This is a genomic window from Flavobacterium sp. IMCC34852 (assembly GCF_030643905.1).
Classification (GTDB): Bacteria; Bacteroidota; Bacteroidia; order Flavobacteriales; family Flavobacteriaceae; genus Flavobacterium; species Flavobacterium rivulicola.
This window is the reverse complement of the sequence record NZ_CP121446.1, coordinates 1,608,327-1,631,238: the sequence shown is the minus strand read 5'-3', so window position 1 is coordinate 1,631,238 and position 22,912 is coordinate 1,608,327. Positions and strand designations below refer to the sequence as shown.

At 37.3% G+C, this 22,912-nt stretch carries 24 protein-coding genes; 18 read left to right on the top strand and 6 right to left on the bottom strand.

Annotated features, from left to right (window positions below; translation table 11 throughout):
- The first annotated feature begins 21 nt into the window (after positions 1-21).
- From P7V56_RS07040 to P7V56_RS07005, 8 genes are all read left to right on the top strand, one after another.
- Positions 22-903 carry an SDR family oxidoreductase gene (locus P7V56_RS07040; RefSeq protein WP_171222439.1) on the top strand — a complete coding sequence of 294 codons (882 nt, stop codon included), beginning with the start codon at positions 22-24 and terminating at the stop codon, positions 901-903.
- Between the two features lie 166 nt (positions 904-1,069).
- Complete coding sequence (locus tag P7V56_RS07035) at positions 1,070-1,837, top strand: ParA family protein (RefSeq protein WP_171222438.1); 768 nt, start codon at positions 1,070-1,072, stop codon at positions 1,835-1,837.
- A gap of 3 nt (positions 1,838-1,840) precedes the next feature.
- Positions 1,841-2,740, top strand: a complete 900-nt coding sequence (locus tag P7V56_RS07030; protein ID WP_171222437.1) for a ParB/RepB/Spo0J family partition protein — start codon at positions 1,841-1,843, stop codon at positions 2,738-2,740.
- Positions 2,740-3,297, top strand: a complete 558-nt coding sequence (locus tag P7V56_RS07025) for a DUF5683 domain-containing protein (RefSeq protein WP_171222436.1) — start codon at positions 2,740-2,742, stop codon at positions 3,295-3,297. The genes P7V56_RS07030 and P7V56_RS07025 overlap by 1 nt, the downstream gene beginning before the upstream one ends.
- Positions 3,297-4,001 (top strand): 4-hydroxy-tetrahydrodipicolinate reductase, encoded by a 705-nt coding sequence (gene dapB, locus P7V56_RS07020; protein WP_171222435.1) that lies wholly within the window; start codon positions 3,297-3,299, stop codon positions 3,999-4,001. The genes P7V56_RS07025 and dapB overlap by 1 nt, the downstream gene beginning before the upstream one ends.
- Positions 4,002-4,072: 71 nt before the next feature.
- A complete protein-coding gene (gene lepB, locus P7V56_RS07015) occupies positions 4,073-5,626 on the top strand; it encodes a signal peptidase I (protein ID WP_171222434.1) in 1,554 nt (517 codons plus the stop codon).
- A gap of 46 nt (positions 5,627-5,672) precedes the next feature.
- Positions 5,673-6,050, top strand: a complete 378-nt coding sequence (locus tag P7V56_RS07010; protein WP_171222433.1) for a four helix bundle protein — start codon at positions 5,673-5,675, stop codon at positions 6,048-6,050.
- 20 nt (positions 6,051-6,070) lie between these two features.
- Positions 6,071-6,685 (top strand): WbqC family protein, encoded by a 615-nt coding sequence (locus tag P7V56_RS07005; RefSeq protein ID WP_171222432.1) that lies wholly within the window; start codon positions 6,071-6,073, stop codon positions 6,683-6,685.
- On the opposite strand, the gene P7V56_RS07000 is transcribed toward P7V56_RS07005, so the two are convergent.
- The 6 genes from P7V56_RS07000 to P7V56_RS06975 all read right to left on the bottom strand — a co-directional run bounded on the left by P7V56_RS07000 (position 6,686) and on the right by P7V56_RS06975 (position 12,799).
- Positions 6,686-7,735: an endonuclease/exonuclease/phosphatase family protein gene (locus P7V56_RS07000; protein ID WP_171222431.1), complete on the bottom strand. Its 1,050-nt coding sequence runs from the start codon at positions 7,733-7,735 to the stop codon at positions 6,686-6,688.
- Positions 7,736-7,803: 68 nt separating this feature from the next.
- Complete coding sequence (locus tag P7V56_RS06995; protein ID WP_171222430.1) at positions 7,804-8,673, bottom strand: rhomboid family intramembrane serine protease; 870 nt, start codon at positions 8,671-8,673, stop codon at positions 7,804-7,806.
- 3 nt (positions 8,674-8,676) lie between these two features.
- Positions 8,677-9,453, bottom strand: coding sequence for a rhomboid family intramembrane serine protease (locus P7V56_RS06990; RefSeq protein ID WP_171222429.1), 777 nt, complete (start codon positions 9,451-9,453; stop codon positions 8,677-8,679).
- Positions 9,450-11,300, bottom strand: coding sequence for a DNA mismatch repair endonuclease MutL (mutL, locus tag P7V56_RS06985; RefSeq protein ID WP_171222428.1), 1,851 nt, complete (start codon positions 11,298-11,300; stop codon positions 9,450-9,452). The genes P7V56_RS06990 and mutL overlap by 4 nt, the downstream gene beginning before the upstream one ends.
- Before the next feature lie 148 nt (positions 11,301-11,448).
- Positions 11,449-11,940 (bottom strand): 6,7-dimethyl-8-ribityllumazine synthase, encoded by a 492-nt coding sequence (ribH, locus tag P7V56_RS06980; protein WP_171222427.1) that lies wholly within the window; start codon positions 11,938-11,940, stop codon positions 11,449-11,451.
- Between the two features lie 73 nt (positions 11,941-12,013).
- Positions 12,014-12,799, bottom strand: a complete 786-nt coding sequence (locus P7V56_RS06975) for a tetratricopeptide repeat protein (RefSeq protein WP_171222426.1) — start codon at positions 12,797-12,799, stop codon at positions 12,014-12,016.
- Positions 12,800-12,956: 157 nt separating this feature from the next.
- Here P7V56_RS06975 and recF point away from each other — a divergent pair, with 157 nt between their 5' ends.
- From recF to P7V56_RS06925, 10 genes are all read left to right on the top strand, one after another.
- A complete protein-coding gene (recF, locus tag P7V56_RS06970) occupies positions 12,957-14,036 on the top strand; it encodes a DNA replication/repair protein RecF (RefSeq protein WP_171222425.1) in 1,080 nt (359 codons plus the stop codon).
- Positions 14,037-14,076: 40 nt separating this feature from the next.
- Positions 14,077-14,784 carry a thioredoxin domain-containing protein gene (locus P7V56_RS06965; protein WP_171222424.1) on the top strand — a complete coding sequence of 236 codons (708 nt, stop codon included), beginning with the start codon at positions 14,077-14,079 and terminating at the stop codon, positions 14,782-14,784.
- A 1-nt stretch (position 14,785) separates the two neighbouring features.
- Entirely contained in the window at positions 14,786-15,460 is a 675-nt protein-coding gene (locus tag P7V56_RS06960; protein WP_171222423.1) for a DUF2461 domain-containing protein, read from the top strand.
- Positions 15,461-15,464: 4 nt separating this feature from the next.
- Positions 15,465-16,532 carry a glycosyltransferase gene (locus P7V56_RS06955; RefSeq protein WP_171222422.1) on the top strand — a complete coding sequence of 356 codons (1,068 nt, stop codon included), beginning with the start codon at positions 15,465-15,467 and terminating at the stop codon, positions 16,530-16,532.
- A 4-nt stretch (positions 16,533-16,536) separates the two neighbouring features.
- The gene (gene asnB / locus P7V56_RS06950; RefSeq protein WP_171222421.1) at positions 16,537-18,384 is read left to right on the top strand and encodes an asparagine synthase (glutamine-hydrolyzing); all 1,848 of its coding nucleotides are present in this window, start codon (positions 16,537-16,539) and stop codon (positions 18,382-18,384) included.
- A 45-nt stretch (positions 18,385-18,429) separates the two neighbouring features.
- Positions 18,430-19,443: a UDP-N-acetylmuramate dehydrogenase gene (gene murB, locus P7V56_RS06945; protein WP_171222580.1), complete on the top strand. Its 1,014-nt coding sequence runs from the start codon at positions 18,430-18,432 to the stop codon at positions 19,441-19,443.
- Between the two features lie 86 nt (positions 19,444-19,529).
- Positions 19,530-20,141 (top strand): FMN-binding negative transcriptional regulator, encoded by a 612-nt coding sequence (locus P7V56_RS06940; RefSeq protein WP_171222420.1) that lies wholly within the window; start codon positions 19,530-19,532, stop codon positions 20,139-20,141.
- Positions 20,142-20,218: 77 nt separating this feature from the next.
- Positions 20,219-21,325, top strand: a complete 1,107-nt coding sequence (locus P7V56_RS06935) for a glycosyltransferase (RefSeq protein ID WP_171222419.1) — start codon at positions 20,219-20,221, stop codon at positions 21,323-21,325.
- Positions 21,316-21,867, top strand: a complete 552-nt coding sequence (locus P7V56_RS06930; protein WP_171222418.1) for an RNA polymerase sigma factor — start codon at positions 21,316-21,318, stop codon at positions 21,865-21,867. Before P7V56_RS06935 ends, P7V56_RS06930 begins: the two co-directional genes overlap by 10 nt.
- 170 nt (positions 21,868-22,037) lie before the next feature.
- Positions 22,038-22,853 carry an energy transducer TonB gene (locus tag P7V56_RS06925; protein WP_171222417.1) on the top strand — a complete coding sequence of 272 codons (816 nt, stop codon included), beginning with the start codon at positions 22,038-22,040 and terminating at the stop codon, positions 22,851-22,853.
- The last annotated feature ends 59 nt before the right edge of the window (positions 22,854-22,912 follow it).

Sequence of the window (22,912 nt, the reverse complement as noted above, 5' to 3'; positions counted from 1 at the left end):
ATTTACTAAAAAATAAAACTTATGAATTTTTCAGCAAAAATGCTTCGCGATAATGCCTTGGCCGACAAAGTAATTGTAGTAACCGGTGGCGGAAGTGGCTTAGGTAAAGCCATGACCAAATACTTTTTGGAACTGGGTGCCAAAGTCGCCATCACTTCCAGAGATTTAGAAAAATTAAAAACCACGGCAACCGAATTAGAAACCCAAACCGGAGGCCAATGCTTACCGTTACAATGTGACGTTCGCCATTATGACCAAGTCGAAGCGATGCTGGCTGAAGTATTGAAAACCTTTGGCAAAGTCGATGTTTTATTAAATAATGCCGCCGGAAACTTCATCTCTCCTACCGAAAGATTATCAGCCAATGCTTTTGATACGATTATTGATATTGTTTTAAAAGGTTCTAAAAATTGTACTCTAGCCTTTGGGAAACATTGGATCAATGCCAAACAAACCAACTGTAATGTCTTGAATATTGTGACTACTTATGCTTGGACAGGTTCCGGTTACGTGGTACCAAGTGCTACTGCCAAAGCCGGTGTTTTAGCCATGACTCGTAGTTTAGCGGTTGAGTGGGCCAAATACGGCATTCGCATGAACGCTATTGCTCCCGGACCATTTCCAACCAAAGGCGCTTGGGACCGATTATTACCGGGCGATTTGGCTGAAAAATTTGATATGGCTAAAAAAGTGCCGTTGCGAAGAGTGGGTGATCATCAAGAATTAGCGAATCTCGCCGCTTATATGGTTTCCGATTTTTCGGCCTATGTTAACGGAGAAGTCATCACCATTGATGGTGGTGAATGGCTACAAGGCGCAGGACAATTCAACATCTTGGAAAAAATTCCGCAAGAAATGTGGGACATGCTGGAAATGATGATTAAGAATAAAGGAAATAAGTAGATTTTATAAGATTAAAAAGGGCGATATTTATGTCTCAAAAAGCTTATTTCTAATCCCTTTTCTCTTATCCCTCTATTCTTCAAAACTTTACCTAAATGTTAACAAATAAGCCTTGACAAACCCATAATTAATCGTATTTTTACGGCTCAAAATCTATCATATATAAATGGGTAAAATCATTGCAATTGCCAACCAAAAAGGTGGTGTCGGGAAAACAACAACTTCTGTGAATCTTGCCGCATCGCTGGGTGTTTTAGAAAAAAAAGTATTACTGATTGATGCCGATCCGCAAGCCAATGCCAGTTCTGGTTTGGGTATCGATGTGGAAAGTGTTGAAATTGGGACTTACCAAATTTTAGAACACAGCAATACTCCGGAAGAAGCTACAATTGCTTGTTCAGCACCTAATGTTTGGGTCGTTCCTGCACATATTGACTTGGTAGCTATCGAAATCGAATTGGTTGACAAAGAAAACCGCGAATACATGCTCAAACAAGCTTTGGAAAGCGTAAGAGATGACTATGATTACATACTTATTGATTGTGCACCATCATTAGGTTTATTGACTTTAAATGCCTTAACCGCTGCCGATAGTGTAGTAATTCCGATTCAATGTGAATACTTCGCTTTGGAAGGTTTAGGAAAATTGCTAAACACCATCAAAAGCGTACAAAAAATACACAATCCCAACTTAGATATCGAAGGTCTTTTACTCACCATGTATGACTCGCGTTTGCGTTTGTCGAACCAAGTGGTAGAAGAAGTTCAAAAGCATTTTAACGATATGGTTTTCAAAACCATCATTCAGCGCAATGTGAAATTGAGTGAAGCGCCAAGTTTCGGAGAAAGCATCATCAACTTTGATGCTACCAGCAGAGGTGCCACAAATTACTTAAGTTTGGCACAAGAAATTATCAAGAAAAACAGCAAATAAGCCATGGCAAAAGCGGTTAAAAAACAAGCCTTGGGAAGAGGATTATCTGCCCTATTGAAAGATCCTGAAAATGATATCAAATCGGTAAACGATAAAAACGCCGATAAAGTCGTTGGCAATATCATCGAGTTGGATATTGAATCGATTGAAATCAATCCGTTTCAGCCCAGAACTAATTTCAACGAAGAATCTTTACAAGAATTAGCGTCTTCCATCAAGGAATTAGGGCTTATCCAACCGATTACCGTTCGCAAATTAGACTTCAATAAATACCAATTGATTTCGGGAGAACGCCGTTTGCGCGCTTCCAAATTGGTCGGATTAACCACAGTTCCTGCATATATCCGAATTGCTAATGACAACGAGTCATTGATTATGGCTTTGGTGGAAAACATCCAACGTCATGATTTAGACCCGATTGAGATTGCCTTGTCTTACCAAAGATTAATTGACGAAATCCAATTGACCCAAGAGCAGATGAGCGAGCGTGTAGGAAAAAAACGTTCGACTATTGCTAACTACTTGCGATTGTTAAAGTTAGATCCGATTATCCAAACCGGAATTCGCGATGGATTTATCAGTATGGGACATGGTCGTGCGATTATCAATATCGAAAATCAAGACGTTCAAACCGATATTTATCAAAAAATTGTCAGTCAAAATCTCTCTGTTCGCGAAACCGAAGCTTTGGTTAAAAACTACCAAGACAGCTTAAAACCTGCTCCTGCAAAATCCAAAAAAGGCGAAACTTTTACTATTGCGGAAGACCAGAAAAAAGCTTTCACCAATTTCTTCGGCACCAAAATCGACGTAAAAGTAGCCGGAAACGGCAAAGGTAAAATCACCATTCCTTTTCACTCTGAGGAAGATTTTAACCGTATTATCAAATTAATCAAAGGTTAGTGAATAAGCTGTTTTACATAGTTGCACTTTGCTTTCTGTTAGGAAACCAAAACCTATATTCCCAACAAATCGTGGAAGGTTTGGCAATCAAAGACAGCACTAAACTGAAAGAAATTGATCCGTTAACACCCACAAAAGCGGCTTTCTATTCGGCCATTTTACCGGGTCTAGGACAGGCTTATAATAAAAGATACTGGAAAATTCCCATCGTTTACGGCGCCTTAGGAACCAGCATGTATTTTTACTTGGACAACAACAAAAAGTACCACAGTTATCGCGATGCTTACAAAAGAAGGTTGGCCGGATTTACCGGTGACCAATATTCTTATTTAGATGACTCCCGATTGGTACAAGCCCAACGCTTTTACCAGAGAAACAGAGATTTATCGCTATTGGTTACTTTAGGTTTTTATATTTTAAACATTGTAGATGCCAATGTAGATGCGCATTTGATTCAATTCAATGTAAACGATAAACTATCTTTGGCGCCGGATATCTACCAAAATGATTTTACAGCCAGACCCAATCTGGGCTTAACATTAAATTTCAAGTTCTGATGAAAATTGCACTTCTGGGATACGGAAAAATGGGAAAAGTGATTGAGAGAATCGCTTTAGAAAGAGGACACGAAATTGTACTCAAAAAAGATGAAACCAATACTTACGACGGGTTAGAAACTGCCGATGTGGCGATAGATTTCAGCGTGCCAATGGTAGCGGTTGACAATATCACAGCTGCCTTCAATCAAAATGTTCCCGTGGTTTGCGGTACAACCGGTTGGTTAGAACGTTACGATGAAGTGGTAAACTTGTGCCAAGAAAAAAACGGCGCTTTTTTGTATGGTTCTAATTTTAGTTTGGGTGTGAATTTATTTTTTGAGCTAAATGCTTATTTGGCCAAAATGATGGCGAAATTTTCATCGGTTTACAAGGTTTCGATGGAAGAAATACACCATACTCAAAAACTCGATTCTCCGAGTGGAACGGCTATTTCTTTGGCCAAAGGCGTTATCGAAAATTCAGCTTACACTTCTTGGACAGAAGAAACAGCTAGTGAAAACCAAATTCACATTGACGCCAAACGCATTGAAAATGTGCCGGGTACACACAGTGTTTACTACAGTTCAGAGGTAGATTTTATCGAAATCAAACACGTGGCACATAACCGTGAAGGTTTTGCTTTAGGCGCTGTTTTAGCCGCCGAATGGATTCAAGGCAAAAAAGGGGTTTTCTCTATGAAAGATGTTCTCGATTTAAAATAACGAAACTTAAAATTGTAACAAAAGCAAAGTCTGATAAACTTATAGCCAAATAAACTTCTAAAACCAACATTATGTCAACATCTCAATGGTTTATATTCTTCCTGATTGTTCAGGTAATCCACGGATTAGGAACTTGGAAATTATACGAAAAAGCAGGAAGAAAAAGATGGGAAGCCTTTGTGCCGGTTTATAACGCCATTGTTTTAATGCGAATCATCGGCAGACCAACGTTGTGGACTTTACTCCTATTCGTTCCCATTATCAACCTGATTATGTTCCCGGTGATTTGGGTAGAAACCTTGAGAAGCTTTGGCCGAAAATCTACTACCGACACTTGGTTAGGAATTTTTACTTTCGGTTTTTATATTTATTACATCAATTACACTCAAGACGTTAATTATATTTCCGACAGAAGTTTGGTATCAACCACCAAAACCGGTGACACCATAAGCTCTATTCTTTTTGCAGTGGTTGTGGCTACTTTGGTGCATACTTATGTGATGCAACCTTTCCAAATTCCGACTTCATCACTTGAAAAATCATTACTTATTGGAGACTTTTTGTTTGTTAGTAAATTCCATTATGGAGCAAGAACACCCATGACTACAGTTGCCGCGCCAATGGTACACGATACTTTACCTATCGTGAGAACAAAATCCTATTTGAGTTTCCCTCAATTGCCGTACTTTAGATTTCCGGGCTTTGAAAAAATAGAAAAAAATGATATTGTAGTGTTCAATTGGCCGGCTGATACGGTTTACAAATTCTTTGACACCTCAGGCAGAAGCATTGTAAAGCCAATTGATAAAAGATCAAACTATGTAAAACGTTGCCAAGGAACTCCGGGTGATAATTTGCAAATCAAAAATGGTGTGGTTCATATTAACGGAAAAGAATTGGTTTTACCGGAAAGAGCCAAACCTCAGCATGCTTATTACATGACTTATGATATGAACACTCCTATCGAGTTTGATTATGTCTTGAAAGAAGTTGGTTCAACAGATGGCGCGGGTTATAAAAATGAAGCCAGAGACACTATTTTCATCAAAGCTTTGTCTGATGAAGCAGCTGCTACTTTGAGAAAAATTCCGGGTATTAAATCGGTTACCAAAATTGTTAATCCATTCCCAGAAGGTAATATTTTCAGTCATAATCCAACATGGAATTCCGATAATATGGGACCAATTTATATCCCTGAGGCCGGAAAAACAGTTCCTTTAAACAAAGAAAATCTTGCCTTATACAAAAGATTAATCACAGTTTATGAAAATCACAATCTAAAAACGGTTGGTGATGATATTTACATCGATGACAAAAAAGTAACTTCTTACACTTTCCAACAAAATTACTACTGGATGATGGGTGACAACCGCAATAACTCGGAAGACAGCCGTTACTGGGGATTTGTGCCCGAAGATCATATCGTGGGAAAACCGGTATTTATTTGGATGAGTATTGACGGAATGAATCAAGGTATTGCCAATTGGCGTATTCGTTGGGACAGACTTTTCACCACTGTTAACGGAGAAGGACAACCTCAATCTTATTTCAAGTATTTCCTGGGCTTAGTTGCTTTGTATGTGGTAGGTGATTATTTTATGAGAAAAAGAAAAGCGAAGGCTTAGATAATTTGGTTATTTGTGGATTTGGTTATTTGTAAAATTCAATGATATGTACATATTTTCTTTTGAAAAATTAGAAGTCTGGATTGAATCTAAAGAATTTTCTAAATATATCTATGAGGTTACATCAAAATTCCCAGAAACAGAAAAATTTGGACTAATCTCTCAACTCAGAAGAGCATCAATTTCAGTAAGTTCGAATATTGCAGAAGGTTCAGCAAGGAGAAGCTACAAAGATAAAGCTCATTTTACTTCTATAGCATTCAGTTCCGCTGTTGAAGTATTAAATCAATTAATAATTTCATTTGAGTTAAATTTTATTTCGGAAACAGATTATATAACTTTAAGAGAAAAATTAGAAAGTATCACTAATAAATTAAACTCTCTTAGAAACTATCAAATCGACAAATCAAACGAAATCAAATAACCGAATTACCGAATAACCAAATGAACAACATCCTCATTCACCCAAGCTATTTCCCTTCCATCAGTCATTTCGTGGCTATCGCCCAAAGTGATTTGGTGACTTTTGAAATGGATGATAATTTCCAAAAACAAACCAACCGTAACCGAATGTACATTTACAGTCCCAATGGCATTCAGTTACTCAATATTCCTATCAAACATTCCAAAACCGCGCATCAAAAAACCAAAGATGTTCGTTTAGAAACGGCTTTTGATTGGCAAAAACAACATTTTAAATCACTGGATGCTGCCTATAGAAGCTCTCCATTTTTTGAGTATTTTGAAGATGACATTCGTCCGATATTCGAAAAAAAACACGAATTCTTAATGGATTTGAATTTGGAAAGTATGTCGGTTGTATCCAAATGTCTCGGACTGGAATTTGATTACAACGAAACTGAGGAATATTTTCACGACGTTACCGATAAAATAGATTTCAGACATTTGGTCAACGGGAAAAAAGACCAGGCTGTTTTTGAACCTTATACTCAGGTTTTTGGGGAGAAGCACGGTTATTTAAACAACTTAAGCATCTTGGATTTATTGTTCAATGAAGGAAGGCATGCTTTAGAGTATTTGAGGCAGCAAAAGCTATAACTACTCCGCGAAAGACAATCGGGTCATGATGGGAAAATGATCGGAATTTTCAAACTTGGAGAAACTCTTAAAACTCTTAACTTTCATTTTTTTATTAGCAAAAATATAATCAATCCGCGCCGGATAATACTTGAATTTATAGGTTTGTCCAAACCCATTTCCGGCTTCTTCAAAACAATCGTTTAAATCGCCTTTGATGTTTCGGTAGATATAAGAAAACGCACTATTATTCATATCTCCACAAATAATCACCGGATAATTGCATTCTTTTTTGTGATTGACCAATACAGCGGTTTGTTGTTCTTGTTTCTTAAAAGCTTCTCTGATTCGGCCAAAAACTTGTTGGGATTTGTTTTGATCAATGGCCTCTACATGCTCTTCAATCTCATTGACATCAGGTGATATTTTTATTGATTGCAAATGAATATTGTACACGCGAATAGTGTCTTTCCCCTTTTTGATATCGGCATAAATAATATTGTTTCCGGCCTCGGGAATTTTGAAATCACCCTGGTTAAATATAGGAAATTTTGAAAAAATGGCCTGTCCGGTTTTGATTTGCTTGCCTTCCATAAAGACTGCTTTATATTTGTAAATCCTTAGATCTACCTTAGCATTTTCAGAATATTCCTGAATGCACAATATATCAGGGTTTTGGTCATTGATAAATGATAAGATAGTATCGCCAACATGCTCATTCGGAAGCCAATCAAATAAGTTAAACAAGCGAACATTGTAGCTCATTACCGTAAAATCTTTTTCTTCTTCGGGCAAATCATTAGAAGAAAATTTATAAAACTTATTGATAAAGGTAATCCCGAGTAACAGTACCAAACCCGAGAGCATTACTTGTCGCTTAAGCTGAACCAACCAATAAATAAAAAACAAGGCATTTAGAATCAAAAACAGCGGCAAAATTAAAGTCAGAACCGAAAGCAGCGGAAATAACTTTGGTGCCAAAAAAGGCAACACATAGGCCACAAAGGTCAATACAGTTATTACTATATTAAACCCAAAAACCACTTTGTTGAACCACGATAGCTTTTTCAAAAAAATCTAATTTAAAATTTCCAAATCCCTGATGGGAAAAACGTAAAACAAATATGCAAAGAATAAAACTATTTACCGGCTTTGAACAAAAATTCTTTCTCTTCGGCCGTTAAACTGTCGTATCCTGATTGACTGATTTTGTCTAAAATCTCATCTATTTGTTGTTGGGTTTTGTCTTTGATTACAATTTTACTTTCTGTTTTTTTATCGGTAGGTTTTTTTGGGGTAACATGAACTTTCTTGAAAGGCGTTTTTTTCTTGGGACTGAATAAATGGGTAAAAAAGTCTATCACCGAATTGACCGGTTTGCTCAAATCGGTTCCGCTTTGCAATAGCCTGATATAAAAGTAACCAAAAAAAGCTCCGCTAAAATGTGCGATATGTCCGCCGGTATTAACCAAACCTATCTGCAATAAAAAAAGCAATAAGGTAACCCCCGTGATATGCCAAAGCTTGACATTACCAATTAACAACATTCTAATTTCCATTAAAGGCTGATAAGTTGTGGTTGCAACTAATATTGCTATAATAGATGCCGAAGCGCCAACCAACGCACCATTTTCTCCTAAGAAATAAAAAGCCGTTATAAAAATTATTGCCGAAAAAATCGCACTCAAAAAATACAACCCCAGATATTGCTTTTGGGTAAAAAAAGTAAGAAACAAACGGCTGGCAAAATGCAACACCATCATGTTAAAAAACAAATGCCAAAATCCAAAGTGAAAAAAAGCATACGTGAGTAATGTCCAAGGCCGGGTTAAAACCACAGTCGGTTCAGAAGCAACCGCCAGCCAACTCGGATAATCAAAAATTCCGCTTCTGAATTGGTAAAACAACGGTATGGACAACAGAAAAATGCCCACATTCCAATAAATCATTTTATTGGCAATGCCGCCAATACGGTATTGAAACTTTATGTCGTCAATAATACTGCTCATAATTTAATTCCAACGATTTTTATTAAACTGATTTCGCTTCCAATACCACATCATAATGAATCCGGCTATAGCTCCTCCAATATGGGCAAAATGTCCTACACCAGTTTCCACACCAAAAATAGATGAGCCATAAAAACCCAAAATAACATCCAAAGTTATCAAACCGGTAACAAAATATTTGGCTTTAATCTCAATCGGTATAAAAAGTAACCCCATTGGAGCACTGGGAAAACTATAGGCAAATCCAACCATAAGACCATACAATGCGCCTGATGCACCCATACTTGCGCCTAAATAACTTCTCATAAAAGAATCATAATCACTGAGTGGAATCATGTTCTGCCAGTTACGATTGTACTTGCCTTCGTGCAACAGTCGTAAAATTTCTGCTTCATTTTCTCCGCTTTGTACCAACAAATCAATTCCGTGATGAAAATAATAATAACTGATTAAGTTGCTGAACAATCCAGCCAATATACCACTGGAGATATAGAAGAAAAGAAATTTTTTACTCCCTAAAAATTGCTCCAATACCGAACCAAACATAACCAACCCAAACATATTCATAACCAAATGCATGATGTTTCCGGAATTTGAACCGTCATATATCGGCAGGTGCATAAATATTCTGGTTACCGGTTGCCAAAACCTAAAATTTGGATTTTCGGGATAAAAACCTGAAAACAATTGGTAAGCAACATCACCAACAAAATTAGAGCCGATGTAAAATATTATGGTAACAATCAACAACTGTTTAACAGTCTCAGTCATTCGCATCATACGTTGAATTTTTTATCTAAATCTTCCACACTCATAGTGATGAAGGTTGGTTTTTGAAAAGGCGACACATTCGGTTCTTTGCAGGCAAAAAGATTGTGCACCAAATTTTCTTGTTCTTTTTCGGTTAAATACGTTCCAGTTTTGATGGCCAAACTTCGAGCCATTGATTTCGCAATGGTGTCATTTTGGGAAAAACTATTGTCCGGAATCCCGTCTTGCAAGTCACTCAATAACTCTTCCAAAACAATTGAAATCTCGCTTTCGGTCACATTGACAGGTAAACCTGAAATTAGTACATTATCTTCTTCTATGGCTTCAAAAACAAAACCGGTGTTTTCTAAGGAAGTTTTTAATTCGGCTAACAATTCTACTTCACCAGGAGAATAATATAACTGTAACGGAAACAACAACTGCTGACTTGAAGCTTGATGCACCGTCATACTCGTTAAAAACTCTTCGTATAAAACACGCTCGTGTGCTCGTTTTTGGTTGATAATCACCATCCCTGATTTGATTGGGCTGACGATGTATTTTTTATGGATTTGATAAGTGCGCTTGACTTCCTGCTCAATTTCATTTTCTTCGAATAAAGACGAAGTCACAGCTTCGTTTTCAAAAGTCATTTCGGCTATTTCTTGTCCGGCTTGCTTTAAGCCAACGTACAAGCTTTCCCAACTTGGTTGTGCTTCGGGTTTTTTATAACTAAAATTAGTGGCTGTTGACTTACTCGGCTTGTCTTCCGAAAACGGATTATAACTTCTATCGACTTGTATCGTTGGATATTCGGCTTCTTTGTTTTGGTATTGATAAGGCGTATCTAGATTCGGGTCGCGGTCGAAATCCAATACCGGCGCGACGTTAAATTGCCCTAAACTGTGTTTGATAGCCGAACGTAAAATGGCATACAGCGCATGTTCATCGTCAAACTTAATTTCCGTTTTAGTAGGATGAATATTGATATCAATAGTATGTGGCGGAACATCTAAATAGAGAAAATAACTCGGTTGCGCTCCGTCTTTGAGCAAACCTTCATAAGCAGCCATAACAGCATGGTGCAAATAACCGCTTTTGATAAAACGATTGTTGACAAAAAAGAATTGCTCTCCTCTATTCTTCTTTGAAAACTCGGGTTTTCCGACAAATCCCTGTAGGTTGACAATTTCTGTTTCTTCTTTTACCGGGACCAATTTCTCATTGGTTTTCCCCGAAAATATATTGACAATGCGTTGTCTGAAATTGGATATCGGTAAGTTGAACATTTCACTACCGTTGTGATACATGGTAAAATGAATATTAGGATGCGCCATCGCTACCCGTTGAAATTCATCCACTATATGGCGTTGCTCTACCGTTTCCGACTTTAGAAAGTTTCTTCTGGCCGGAATATTAAAAAACAAATTCTTAACCGCAAAAGAAGTTCCTTTGGGCAAAACGGCCGGTTCTTGAGAGACAAATTTGCTGCCTTCAATGATGATATGCGTTCCCAACTCTTCTTGGTCTTGTTTGGTTTTCATTTCCACATGCGCAATCGCTGCTATGGAGGCCAAAGCTTCGCCTCGAAATCCTTTGGTGTGCAAAGAGAACAAATCTTCCGCCTGACGGATTTTAGAAGTGGCATGACGTTCAAAACACAAACGCGAATCGGTGATACTCATCCCTACTCCGTTATCAATGACTTGTACCAATGATTTTCCGGCATCTTTAATGATGAGTTTGATGTCGGTGGCTTTGGCATCGACTGCATTTTCCAAGAGTTCTTTAACCACCGAAGCCGGTCTTTGGACCACTTCACCCGCGGCTATTTGATTGGCAACATGATCAGGAAGTAATTGAATTATGCTCGACATTCGTTATCAGTAATTAGTATTCAGTAGGGAAACCGAAGTTAGCAAATTTAAGGAAAAAGTACGGGGATTTTTAGTTAATAATTGGCTAAAAATAAAAAACCTATTCACAACGGAATAGGCTTCTATTATATATTGACAATGAAATATATTACATTGTTTTTCTTCTCAAGTCAGCCATTTTTATCGCTGCAATTGCCGCTTCGGTTCCTTTGTTACCGTGAATGCCACCACTACGGTCAATTGACTGTTGTTCGTTGTTATCAGTCAATAAACAAAAAATAACCGGTACATCGGTTTGTACATTCAAATCTTTGATGCCTTGGGTTACGCCTTCGCAGACAAATTCGAAATGCATGGTTTCCCCTTTAATTACACACCCGATGGCAATCACAACATCGACCTCTTGGGTAACAATCATTCTCTGTGCGCCGTAAACCAATTCAAAACTTCCGGGTACATTCCAACTGATAATATTTTCGGGTAAAGCGCCACAATCTAATAATGCCGCTTCAGCCCCGTTATACAAACCATTTGTAATGTGATCATTCCATTCTGAAACCACAATCCCAAACCGAAAGTCCTTGGCATTGGGAAGTGTACTTTTATCATAATTGGACAAATTCTTATTCGCTGTTGCCATATTTTTATGGATTAAAATAAAAAAGGATTAAAGATAGCATCCTTAATCCTTTTATAAAATATTATTTTTTGATTTATTGTGCTAAACCTATCAAACCATCAATTTGTTGTCCTTCCGGAGTTGCATCAAAATTTTCTTTGATTTCGTTGAAATATTTTAAAGCGTCTGCTTTGTTCCCTAAAGCCAAAGCTGTTTTTCCTGCTTTCAATAAATATCTTGGTCTTGTGAAATCATTTTGATTGGCATCAGCCGCTTTCAAATAGAATTCCAAAGCTTCTTTTTGTTTGTTTTGTTGTGCATAAGCATCACCGATGGCTCCTTTTGCCAAAGTGCTTAACATGATATCATCTGAAGAGAATTTCTCTAAACTGCTAATAGCTTCAGCATATTTACCGGTGTTTAAGTAGGCGATTCCTGCGTAATAGTTAGCTAAATTTCCGGCAGCTGTTCCTGAATATTCTTCCGCAATTCTGATCACACCAAATTTACCTTCGGAACCGTTTAAGACTAAATTGAATAACGAATCCGCTTTAACATCACCGTCAACGGCTTTTTGGAAGTTTTGTTGGGCTACGAATAATTCATCCGCTGCTGTTTGTTGGTTAGGTTCCGCAATGAACTTCTCATAAGCAAAATAACCTACAACCGCTACAACTACTGCTCCAAGGAAACCCAAAATAAACTTCTGGTTTTTGGCGATAAAATCTTCCGCTCTGGAAGCTGATTGATCTAAAGTATCAAATGCCTTTGCAGTGGCACTGTCTTTCTCATCAACATTTACGTCTTCGATAAAATTGTTGTCTAATTTTTCCGCTTTTTCTTTTGGTGCTTTATATCCTCTTTTGTTAAAAGTTGCCATCTATTTTTAATTTAGTGTGCGCAAAAATAAAATTTTTATTCAAACCGACACAAAAAAAATTGATTTAATATTTAATCCGACTGAAATTATTTTTCTCGATAATTTTGAATAATTTGCACCTCTTTAGCTTAGGCCTTAATTTTAAACAAAAACCAAATTGTTTTTAAAGCGAATTTCAGTACTTAATTACAAGAATTTTTCAGACGCTACCTTCGAATTTGATGCCAAAATCAATTGTTTCGTGGGTAAAAACGGCATTGGAAAAACCAACATCCTGGATGCCATTTATCATTTGGCCAATGGCAAAAGCTATTTCAATCCGTTAGCGGTACAAAACATCAAACACGGGGAAGAGTTTTTTGTTGTAGATGGCGAATTTGATAAAAATGACCGCTCTGAACAAATTCTCTGCAGCCTCAAAAAAGGCCAAAAGAAAATCCTGAAACGCAACAGCAAACTCTACGAAAAATTCTCTGACCATATAGGTTTTATTCCTTTGGTCATCATTTCTCCGGCCGACAGAGATTTAATCATCGAAGGCAGTGAAACACGCAGAAAGTTTATGGACAGTGTGATTTCTCAACTGGACAATGCTTATTTACAACAACTCATCCAATACCAAAAAATCATCAGCCAGCGCAATGCTTTGTTGAAATACTTCGCTTTAAATCACGTTTTTGAAAAAGATACCTTAAGCATATATAATGAGCAGTTGGACAATTTAGGCAAGGCCATTTTCGAAAAAAGACAAAATTTCTTAACCGAGTTTATTCCGATTTTCAATCAATACCATCAGGAAATTACAAATTCTGCCGAAACCGTACAATTGGTTTACCAAAGTGATTTATTTGAAAAAGACACCTTGACTTTACTGGAAGAAAACCTCAGCAAAGACAGGGCTTTACAATACACATCGGTTGGAGTACACAAAGACGATTTGTCTTTTGAAATAGATCATTATCCTATTAAAAAGTTCGGTTCTCAAGGCCAACAAAAATCATTTCTAATCTCTTTGAAATTGGCCCAATTTGATTTTGTCAAAAAACAAAGCGGTGAAAAACCCATTTTGCTCTTTGATGACATCTTTGACAAACTGGATGAATTTCGCGTGAGCAAGATTATCGCAATGGTCAACAACGAAGAATTCGGACAATTATTCATTTCTGATACCCATCCGGAACGGACAGAAAACATTGTAAAAACGACCCATCAGAGTTATAAAATATTTAATTTGTAGTGTTGTTCTATTTTGTAATTTAGCTGAAAAATTGCAGAATATGAAATCCAAATTATTTTTGTTGCTATTGTTGAGTTGCCTCTTCTTAAGTTGTCAAGGGCAAACTGCAAAAAACATTCAAACATTAGATCCGAAAACTTACGCTGAAAAGCTTAAAACAACCGAGAAACCTCAGTTATTGGATGTAAGAACACCTCAAGAGTATGAAGTTGAACACCTTGAAAACGCCGATAATGTCAATATAAACAGTGCTGATTTTGCTACAAAAGCTGCGCAATACGATAAAACCAAACCTGTTTTTGTGTATTGTAAAGTAGGCGGAAGAAGTGCGCAAGCGGCTGATAAATTAGCGGAAATGGGTTTCAAAGAAATCTATAATTTAGATGGCGGCATCATGAAATGGTCGGCCAACAACCTCCCTAAAACTTCACAAAACACTCAGAATGTGAAAACCGGAATGACTTCCGATGACTTTCAAAAACTAATTACTTCCGACAAAAAAGTACTGATTAATTTCACAGCGGTTTGGTGTGGTCCGTGCCAAAAAATGAAACCTTACGTGTTGAAATTACAAGAAGAACTCAAAGACCAAATAAAAATTGTCAGATTAGATGCTGATGAAAACAAAGCTTTGGTAGAAGGAATGAAAATTGACGGCTTGCCAACCATAATTGTATATGAAAACGGAAAAGAAGTTTGGCGTAATTTAGGTTATATCACCGAAGAAGAACTCAGAAAACACTTGTAGTATGATAACCAAAGAAGCCTTAGTTTTCCTGGAGGATTTAATCGCCAATAACAATACCGATTGGATGCATGCCAATAAAAAAAGGTATGAAAACTACAAGAAAGACTACCACAATTTTATTGCCTCGCTTTTGGCAGAAATGAAACCATTGGACAAAACCTTGGAACCATTGGAAGTTAAAAACTGTACTTTTCGCATCAATCGCGATATTCGTTTTTCCAAAGACAAATCGCCTTATAAAACCAATATGGGCGTTTGGTTTACCCAAAATAAATTCCGAAAAAACAGTCCGGGTTATTATGTCCATTTTGAAAAAGGAAATTCCTTTATCGCCGGCGGTGTATGGTGTCCGGAACCGGATGAGTTAAAACGAATTCGCAAAGAAATCGCCTTTTTTCATGAGGATTTAGACAAAATTGTCAATGATAAAAACTTCAAGAAAGAGTTCAAAGAAATGACCCGTGACGAAAGCAATACTTTAAAAAAAGCGCCCAAAGATTTCGACCCGAATCATCCGGCTATTGAATTTCTGAAACTGAAAAGTTTTACGGCTTCGACCAAAATTGACGATGCCCTTTTTACCGACAAAAATTTCAGTAAAATTGTGGCTCAAAAACTCATAGCATTAAAACCTTTAAATGACTTTTTAAACAGAGCTTTGGAAACCGAAGACTAAATCAATGGCAAAAAAAAGAATACTTTTTTTGGGAGAAACTTACCGCGCTGATGCGATAACTTGGATGAATGGTCTCAAGGATTTTGGCGACTTCGAAATTGTAACCTGGGAACTGCAAACCAAAAATCACGGATTTTACAGGTTTATAAGAATACTGGAATTGACCAAAGCGTTTTTAACTATTAAAAGTATCGTCAAAAAATTCAATGCTGATATGGTTATTGCCGAACGAACCACCAGTTATGGTTATTTAGCAGCATTATCAGGCATTAGACCGATAGCTATTGCCCAACAAGGCCTTACCGATTTGTGGCCCATAAATTCGCCTTCTTATCCGTTTAAAAAAATCATTCAAAAATATGCTTACAAAAAAGCCGATTTGATTCACGCTTGGGGAAATGTTATGGCCAATCACATGCAGGAAAGTGGTGTCGACATGAAAAAGGTGATGATTTTACCCAAAGGAATTAACCTGGAATTTTTTAAATTCAACAATACCGAAAACCGTGAAATAATCAATGCCATAGTGACGCGTTCGTTGCATCCCGAGTACCAACACGATTTGATTTTAAAATCATTTGCCATCCTCAAACAAAAAAACATCCCTTTTAATCTCACTATCATTGGTGACGGAATTGAATTGAAAAAATTAAAGGTTCTGGCCAAAGAATTCAATATCGAAAAAGAAGTTTTTTTTACTGGAAGAATTGAAAATCAAGAGATTCCGGCTTACTTGCAAAAATCCAATTTCTACATAAGCATGCCTACGACTGAAGGTGTTTCCGCTTCCCTTTTTGAAGCTATGGCTTGTGGTTGTTTTCCAATTGTAAGTGATTTACCCGGCAATCGTCATTGGATACAACAAAAAGTGAACGGAATACTTGTAGCTACCGAAAATGCAACTAAATTAGCCGAAGAATTACAGTGGGCATTTGCAAATAATGAACTTACCCAAAAGGCAGTCTTAGCCAATAGAAAGTTTGTTGAAGAAAATGCCAACTATGAAACCAACATGAAAAAAATAGCTTTTAAGTACCACGATTTGATCTCAGCTAAATCAGCTGCCGTATAATTTTATGTGTGGCATTAACGGAATTTTACATTTAGATCACAAACCGGTTGACCAAAATCAATTGGTGAAAATGCGTGATATTCTGGAGCATCGTGGTCCGGATGATAAAGGTATTTACCTTCATAACAATATTGGCTTAGGTCACAGAAGACTTTCTATCATTGATACTTCCGCGGCCGGACATCAACCTTTTATTTCCGACAACGGCCGATACATCATCGTTTTTAATGGGGAAATTTACAATTACCAATCTTTTTATCCCGAATTAAAAAGCAAGGGAATTACTTTAAAATCGGGTTCTGATACCGAAGTTTTACTTAAGCTCTATGAATTGTACGGCATGGAAATGCTCGAACGTTTAAACGGTATGTTTGCCTTTGCGATTTGGGACACTTTGAAAAAGAAACTCACGCTCTGTCGCGACAGAATGGGTGTCAAACCTTTGTATTACACTTTTCACCAAAATACTTTATTTTTTGCTTCTGAACAGAAAGCCCTTTTTACTGCCGGAGTACCACTTGAAATTTCGGAAAACGGTATGGAAGAATACATTTTCAATCGTTTTGTGGCAGGCGAAAATACATTGTTCAATCATGTCAAAAAATTGCTTCCCGGTCATTATATGGTGATTGACGAAAACGGAAAAAGCAATACCGTGAGATGGTGGAATTTGAAAGAGCAAATCCAAAACCACAGCCCGATCATCAATCCGAAAAAATGGTTTGAAGAAATGTTCTTTGATTCGGTCAAACTCCGTATGGTTAGTGATGTCCCCGTTGGGGTTTTACTCAGTGGCGGATTAGATTCTTGCTCGATTTTATCAGCATTGTACCATCAGAATTTTAAAAACATTGAGACTTTCAATATCAGTTTCTCGGAAGAAGAGCATAATGAGTATCATTTGGCCAAAAGAATCACTGAGGAATATCATTATCAGTTGAATCATACCAAATTAGAAAATGAAAATCTATACCAAAATTTGATAGAGACTTCTTATTTTCAAGATGAGCCGATAATGCACCTCAACGAACCACATTTGTTGGCTATCGCAAAATTGGCCAAGCCAAAAGTAAAAGTGTTGCTTTCCGGTGAAGGTGCTGATGAATTGATGGGCGGCTATGTTCGTTATAAAGCCTTGAAAAATCCTTCTTTATTGAAAGTTATTTCACAAATTTCGAAGTTTGAAACCTTTAATAAAAGACCTCGTTACGATAAATTGTTTCGATATTCCAAAATCAACAGCGATGCAGATTTGGTGATTTTTAATGGTTCCAATGTTTATCCGAATGATATTAATTCGTTTTACGGCAACAAGAAAAAACCTGAGAATGATTATCGTCATCAAATTTTAAAAGAAGCACAAGAATTATATCCGAAAGATTTACAACGCCAAGCGTTATATTTTGACCAGCATACCTACTTATGCTCATTATTAGACCGAAACGACCGTTGTACCATGGGAACTTCAATCGAATGCCGCGAGCCATTTTTAGACCAAAGATTGGTTGCCGGTTTGGGAACCTTAGACAGCAAATGGATGTTTACCGGCAAAAAAGGAAAGTTCATCCTCAAATCGACGATGGAAGACAAATTACCGAAAGAAATCATCGATTTCAGAAAGATTGGTTTGAGCGCACCTTGGGGAAAATATTTGACAGACTACCCTATTTTCAAAGAAGAACTCAATAGTTTTGCCCAAAGTGAAATGTTTGAAATGCCTTTTATGGAAAACCTCAACGGACTAAAAATTGTAAGCGAAATCCAAAAAGGCAATACCAAAATTATTCCTTACATCATGCCACTTTTCATGTTCCATGTTTGGCAAAAAAACTACCAAAAGAAATTCGTTTAAATGATGGATTGTTTACTTTTGTAAACCAATAAGCCGATTTAAATGATGCCAATCCAGACTAATTTCTCCCTAAAAAAATACAACACTTTTGGTATTGAAGCCAAAGCCAAGCAATTTATTGCAGTTCACACAGTTGAAGAGTTAAAAACCGTTTTAAAAGAAAATACCAACGAGAAAAAATTCATACTAGGCGGCGGAAGCAATATGTTGTTAACCCAAGACATTCAAGCTTTGGTCATACATGTTGATTTAAAAGGAAAAAGAATTCTCAAAGAAGATGACGATTTCGTTTGGGTAGAAAGCATGGCGGGTGAAAACTGGCACGAATTTGTACTTTGGACCATCGACCAAAACTTCGGTGGATTAGAGAATATGTCTTTAATTCCGGGGAATGTTGGGACAACTCCTGTGCAAAATATCGGTGCTTACGGTACTGAAATCAAAGATACTTTTGTATCGTGTGAAGCGGTAAATATTGCCACGCAAGATCTCAAAACTTTCAATAAAGAAGAATGTAATTTTGGTTACAGGGAAAGTGTTTTCAAGCAAGAAGCCAAAGACCAATTTGTCATTACTTCTGTTGTTTTTAAACTCACCAAACGCAACCACAAAATCAACACTTTCTACGGCGATATCATGAAGGAATTGGAAAAACAAAACGTGGTTAACCCAACTTTAAAAGATGTTTCCAACGCCGTAATTGCCATTCGCCAGAGCAAATTGCCCGACCCGAAAGAACTCGGTAATAGCGGTAGTTTCTTTAAAAATCCGATTATTTCAAAAGCCGATTTCGAAAAAGCACATGCTTTGCATCCGGAAATGCCGCATTACGTGGTTTCGGAAACCGAAGTTAAAGTGCCTGCCGGTTGGTTAATAGAAAGAGCCGGATTCAAAGGCAAACGCTTTGGTGACGCGGGAATACATAAAAATCAAGCATTGGTTTTAGTGAATTACGGCAACGCGACCGGACAAGAAATCTTGGCCGTTTCAAAGGATATTCAAGCTGCGATTTTAAAAGAATTCGGCATCGCGATTGAAGCCGAAGTGAATGTGATTTAAAAAGTTAAAAGGGATTAGGGAAAAGGGATAAGTTTCCTAATCACTCAATATACTAATCCCTTATCCCTTTTAACTAATCCCTAAAAATGTACATCCCCGACTTATACAAAAACGAAAACCAAGAAGACATTCAAAACTTCTTGCATCAAAACGGCTTTGCGATTTTAGTCAACCAAACCAATGGAAAATTATGGGCAACGCACATACCGTTAGTCTTGGATGTGAATGAAAACGGTAATCTAATTTTAGTCGGACACGTCTCTAAACTCAACCCACAAGCAGAAAGTTTTAAGAACAGTGATGAAGTATTGGCTATTTTTTCGGGAGCGCATACTTATATTTCTTCTTCTTGGTATGACCATGAAAATGTACCAACCTGGAATTATCTGGCCGTACATGTTTACGGAAAAGTGACCATTTACAACCACGAACAAGCAGTCAATTCACTTAAAAAATTAGTCGATAAATACGAAGTCAAATCAGAGAAACCGGTTCGTGTCGAAAATCTATCCGAAAAAACCATGCGGGAAGCCCGAGGAATTATTGCTTTTGAAATCGAAGTCACCGGTATCGAAGCCCAAAAGAAATTATCCCAAAATCGAGATGATAAAAACTACCAAAACATCATCTCCGAACTCGAAAAAACCAATGACCATCAGGCCATTGACATTGCCAACGAAATGAAAAAGAACCGATAGGAATTTGTTAAAAATCCCTTGATTATTGCGGTTAGAATAACTACATTTGCACACCTTTTTAAAGTCAAAAAAAGCCTATGTTATTAGCTCTATTCTGTCTATTCATCGCCGTTGTAGTTATTCAATTCTTATATTATGTTGTAGTATTTGGCAAATTTTCTTTTGCTAAACCACAAACTGTAACTCCGAAAAGAGTACCGATTTCAGTGATTGTTTGTGCTAAAAATGAAGAAGAGAATGTGCAGCAATTTGTACCGCTGTTGGCAGAACAAAATTACCACACTTTTGAAATCGTATTGATTGATGATGCCTCGAGCGATAATACCTTAGAGATTTTTGAGGCATTTGAAAAACAATATCCCAACATTAAATTGGTCAAAGTAGAAAATAACGAAGCCTTTTGGGGTAATAAAAAATTCGCCTTGACATTGGGAATCAAAGCCGCAAAATACGAATACTTATTGTTTACCGATGCCGATTGCTATCCGACTTCCAAAGATTGGATTACGAGCATGAGTTCACAGTTTACAGCACAAAAAAATATCGTTTTGGGTTATGGCGCTTATGAAAAAATTGCCAATTCGTTTTTGAATAAAATCATCCGTTTTGAAACGCTATTAACAGCAACCCAATATTTTTCTTGGGCCAAAATAGGGAAACCTTATATGGGAGTTGGACGTAACATGGCCTACAAACGCGAAGAGTTTTTTAAAGTGCGTGGTTTTATGGATCATATGAAAATCCGTTCCGGAGATGACGATTTGTTTATCAACCAAGCCGCAACCGGAGAAAACACAGCCATTTGTTATTTACAAGACAGCTTTACCTATTCGGAGCCCAAAAAATCATTCAAGGATTGGTTTACCCAAAAACGCCGTCATGTATCAACCGCCAAACACTATAAAATGTTTGACCGCAACCAATTGGGGTTATTCTACGCTTCTCAATTGTTGTTTTTATTGCTACCAATAGTCTTGTTGGTATTTCAATTTCAGTGGATTGCTGTGGTGAGTATCATTGGCTTCCGCTATTTATTTGCGTGGCTATCCATGGGATTTGCGGCCGGAAAGCTTAAAGAAAAAGATGTGATGTATTGGTTTCCCATCATAGAAATTGTTTTAATTTTCACCCAATTGAATGTATTCATCACCAATACGTTCTCAAAACCGGTGCATTGGAAATAAACAAATACATAGAGAAAGCCAAGAAAGGTGACCAAGTAGCGTTTACCTTTTTGCTCGACCATTATTGGAACGAAGTGTATGGCTTTATGCTCAAACGAACGGAAAACGAAACCGATTCGGAAGACATTACTATTGAAACTTTCTCTAAAGCTTTTGACAAAATTGCGACTTACAACCCCGAATTTCAATTCAATACTTGGTTGATTGCCATTGCCAAAAATGTGCACATCGATATGCTCCGCAAAAAAAAATCGACCGTTTTTGTGGAAATTACCGATGAAGAAGACCAACAAGCCTACAACGTAGCCGATAGTTCTCCTTCTGCCGAAGACGAATTGATTACTGAACAAAACCTGTCTCGCCTACTCCAATTCATCAAAGAATTAAAACCACATTATCAGGAAGTCATTCAGTTGCGTTATTTTCAGGAAATGAGTTATCAGGAAATTGCAGAACAGCTGAACGAACCCCTGAGCAACGTTAAAATCAAATTGCTTCGCGCCAAAAAATTATTGGCGGAAATCATCGAAAGCAAAAGATAATTTTCTTTTTTTGCCCAGATTTATTTAAATCTTTCCAACCTTTTAGCGGAATACTACCTCTATATAGATAAATATTTAACATTATTTATACTATTTTAATATTTCCTGCGTTATAACTTTAAACACTTCGCTTATGTAGTATAAATACTTAACTCTAAAACCATATAATTATGTCAAACGTTAGTATTTATGAAAGAAACTGGATCGATCTGGTTTTTGAAGGCAAAAACAAAGCCTACGGCGCCTACCAGTTGCGTCAAGAAAATGCCAAAACCTCATTATTTGCTCTTATCGGTGGTGTCGCTTTCTTTTTAACTGCCATTGGCGGTGGGCTGTTCTTGACTTCCTTTAGTGATGTTCCTCATGACGGACCTGTAATTGTAATAGATGACAACCAAATTACCCCGGTTGATTTAACATCTAAACCTGAAATAGAAAAACCGGCGGCTCCCCAAAAAGAGCAACAAGCTCCAAATAGTGTTGAGCCCAACAATCTTTCCAACATGGTCGTTACCGATACCGAAAACGCGACAGACAATGTACCAACCAACAATGAACTCAAAGAAACACCACCACCATCTGAAGGCAATGGCACCGGAACAATCCCAATCACTTCCGGCGTTGAAGGCGGAAACAATAATCCCGTAGACGTTCCGAGTGGTCCGGGTTATGAAACCACCAACAATCTTGATGTACTTCCGAAATATCCGGGCGGTATAGAAAAATTCTACGAATATGTAGTTCGAAAATTTGAAAGACCTGAAATTGAAGAAGATGGCGATGTAACGATGAGTGTTATGATGTCATTTGTAATAGAAAAAGACGGCACATTGACCGATATAAAAGCCATACGCAGTACCAATTACCAGTTAGAAAAAGAAGCCATTCGCTTGCTGAAAGCTTCCAAAGTAAAATGGGAACCGGGTGTAAAAAACGGAAAACCGGTTAGAACCTTATTCATGTTACCTATAAAAGTTAAAATTTAATTCCTCAAAACCGCCTCCTTCAAGAGGCGGTTTTTTGTTAACAAAAGTTGGAAAGATTA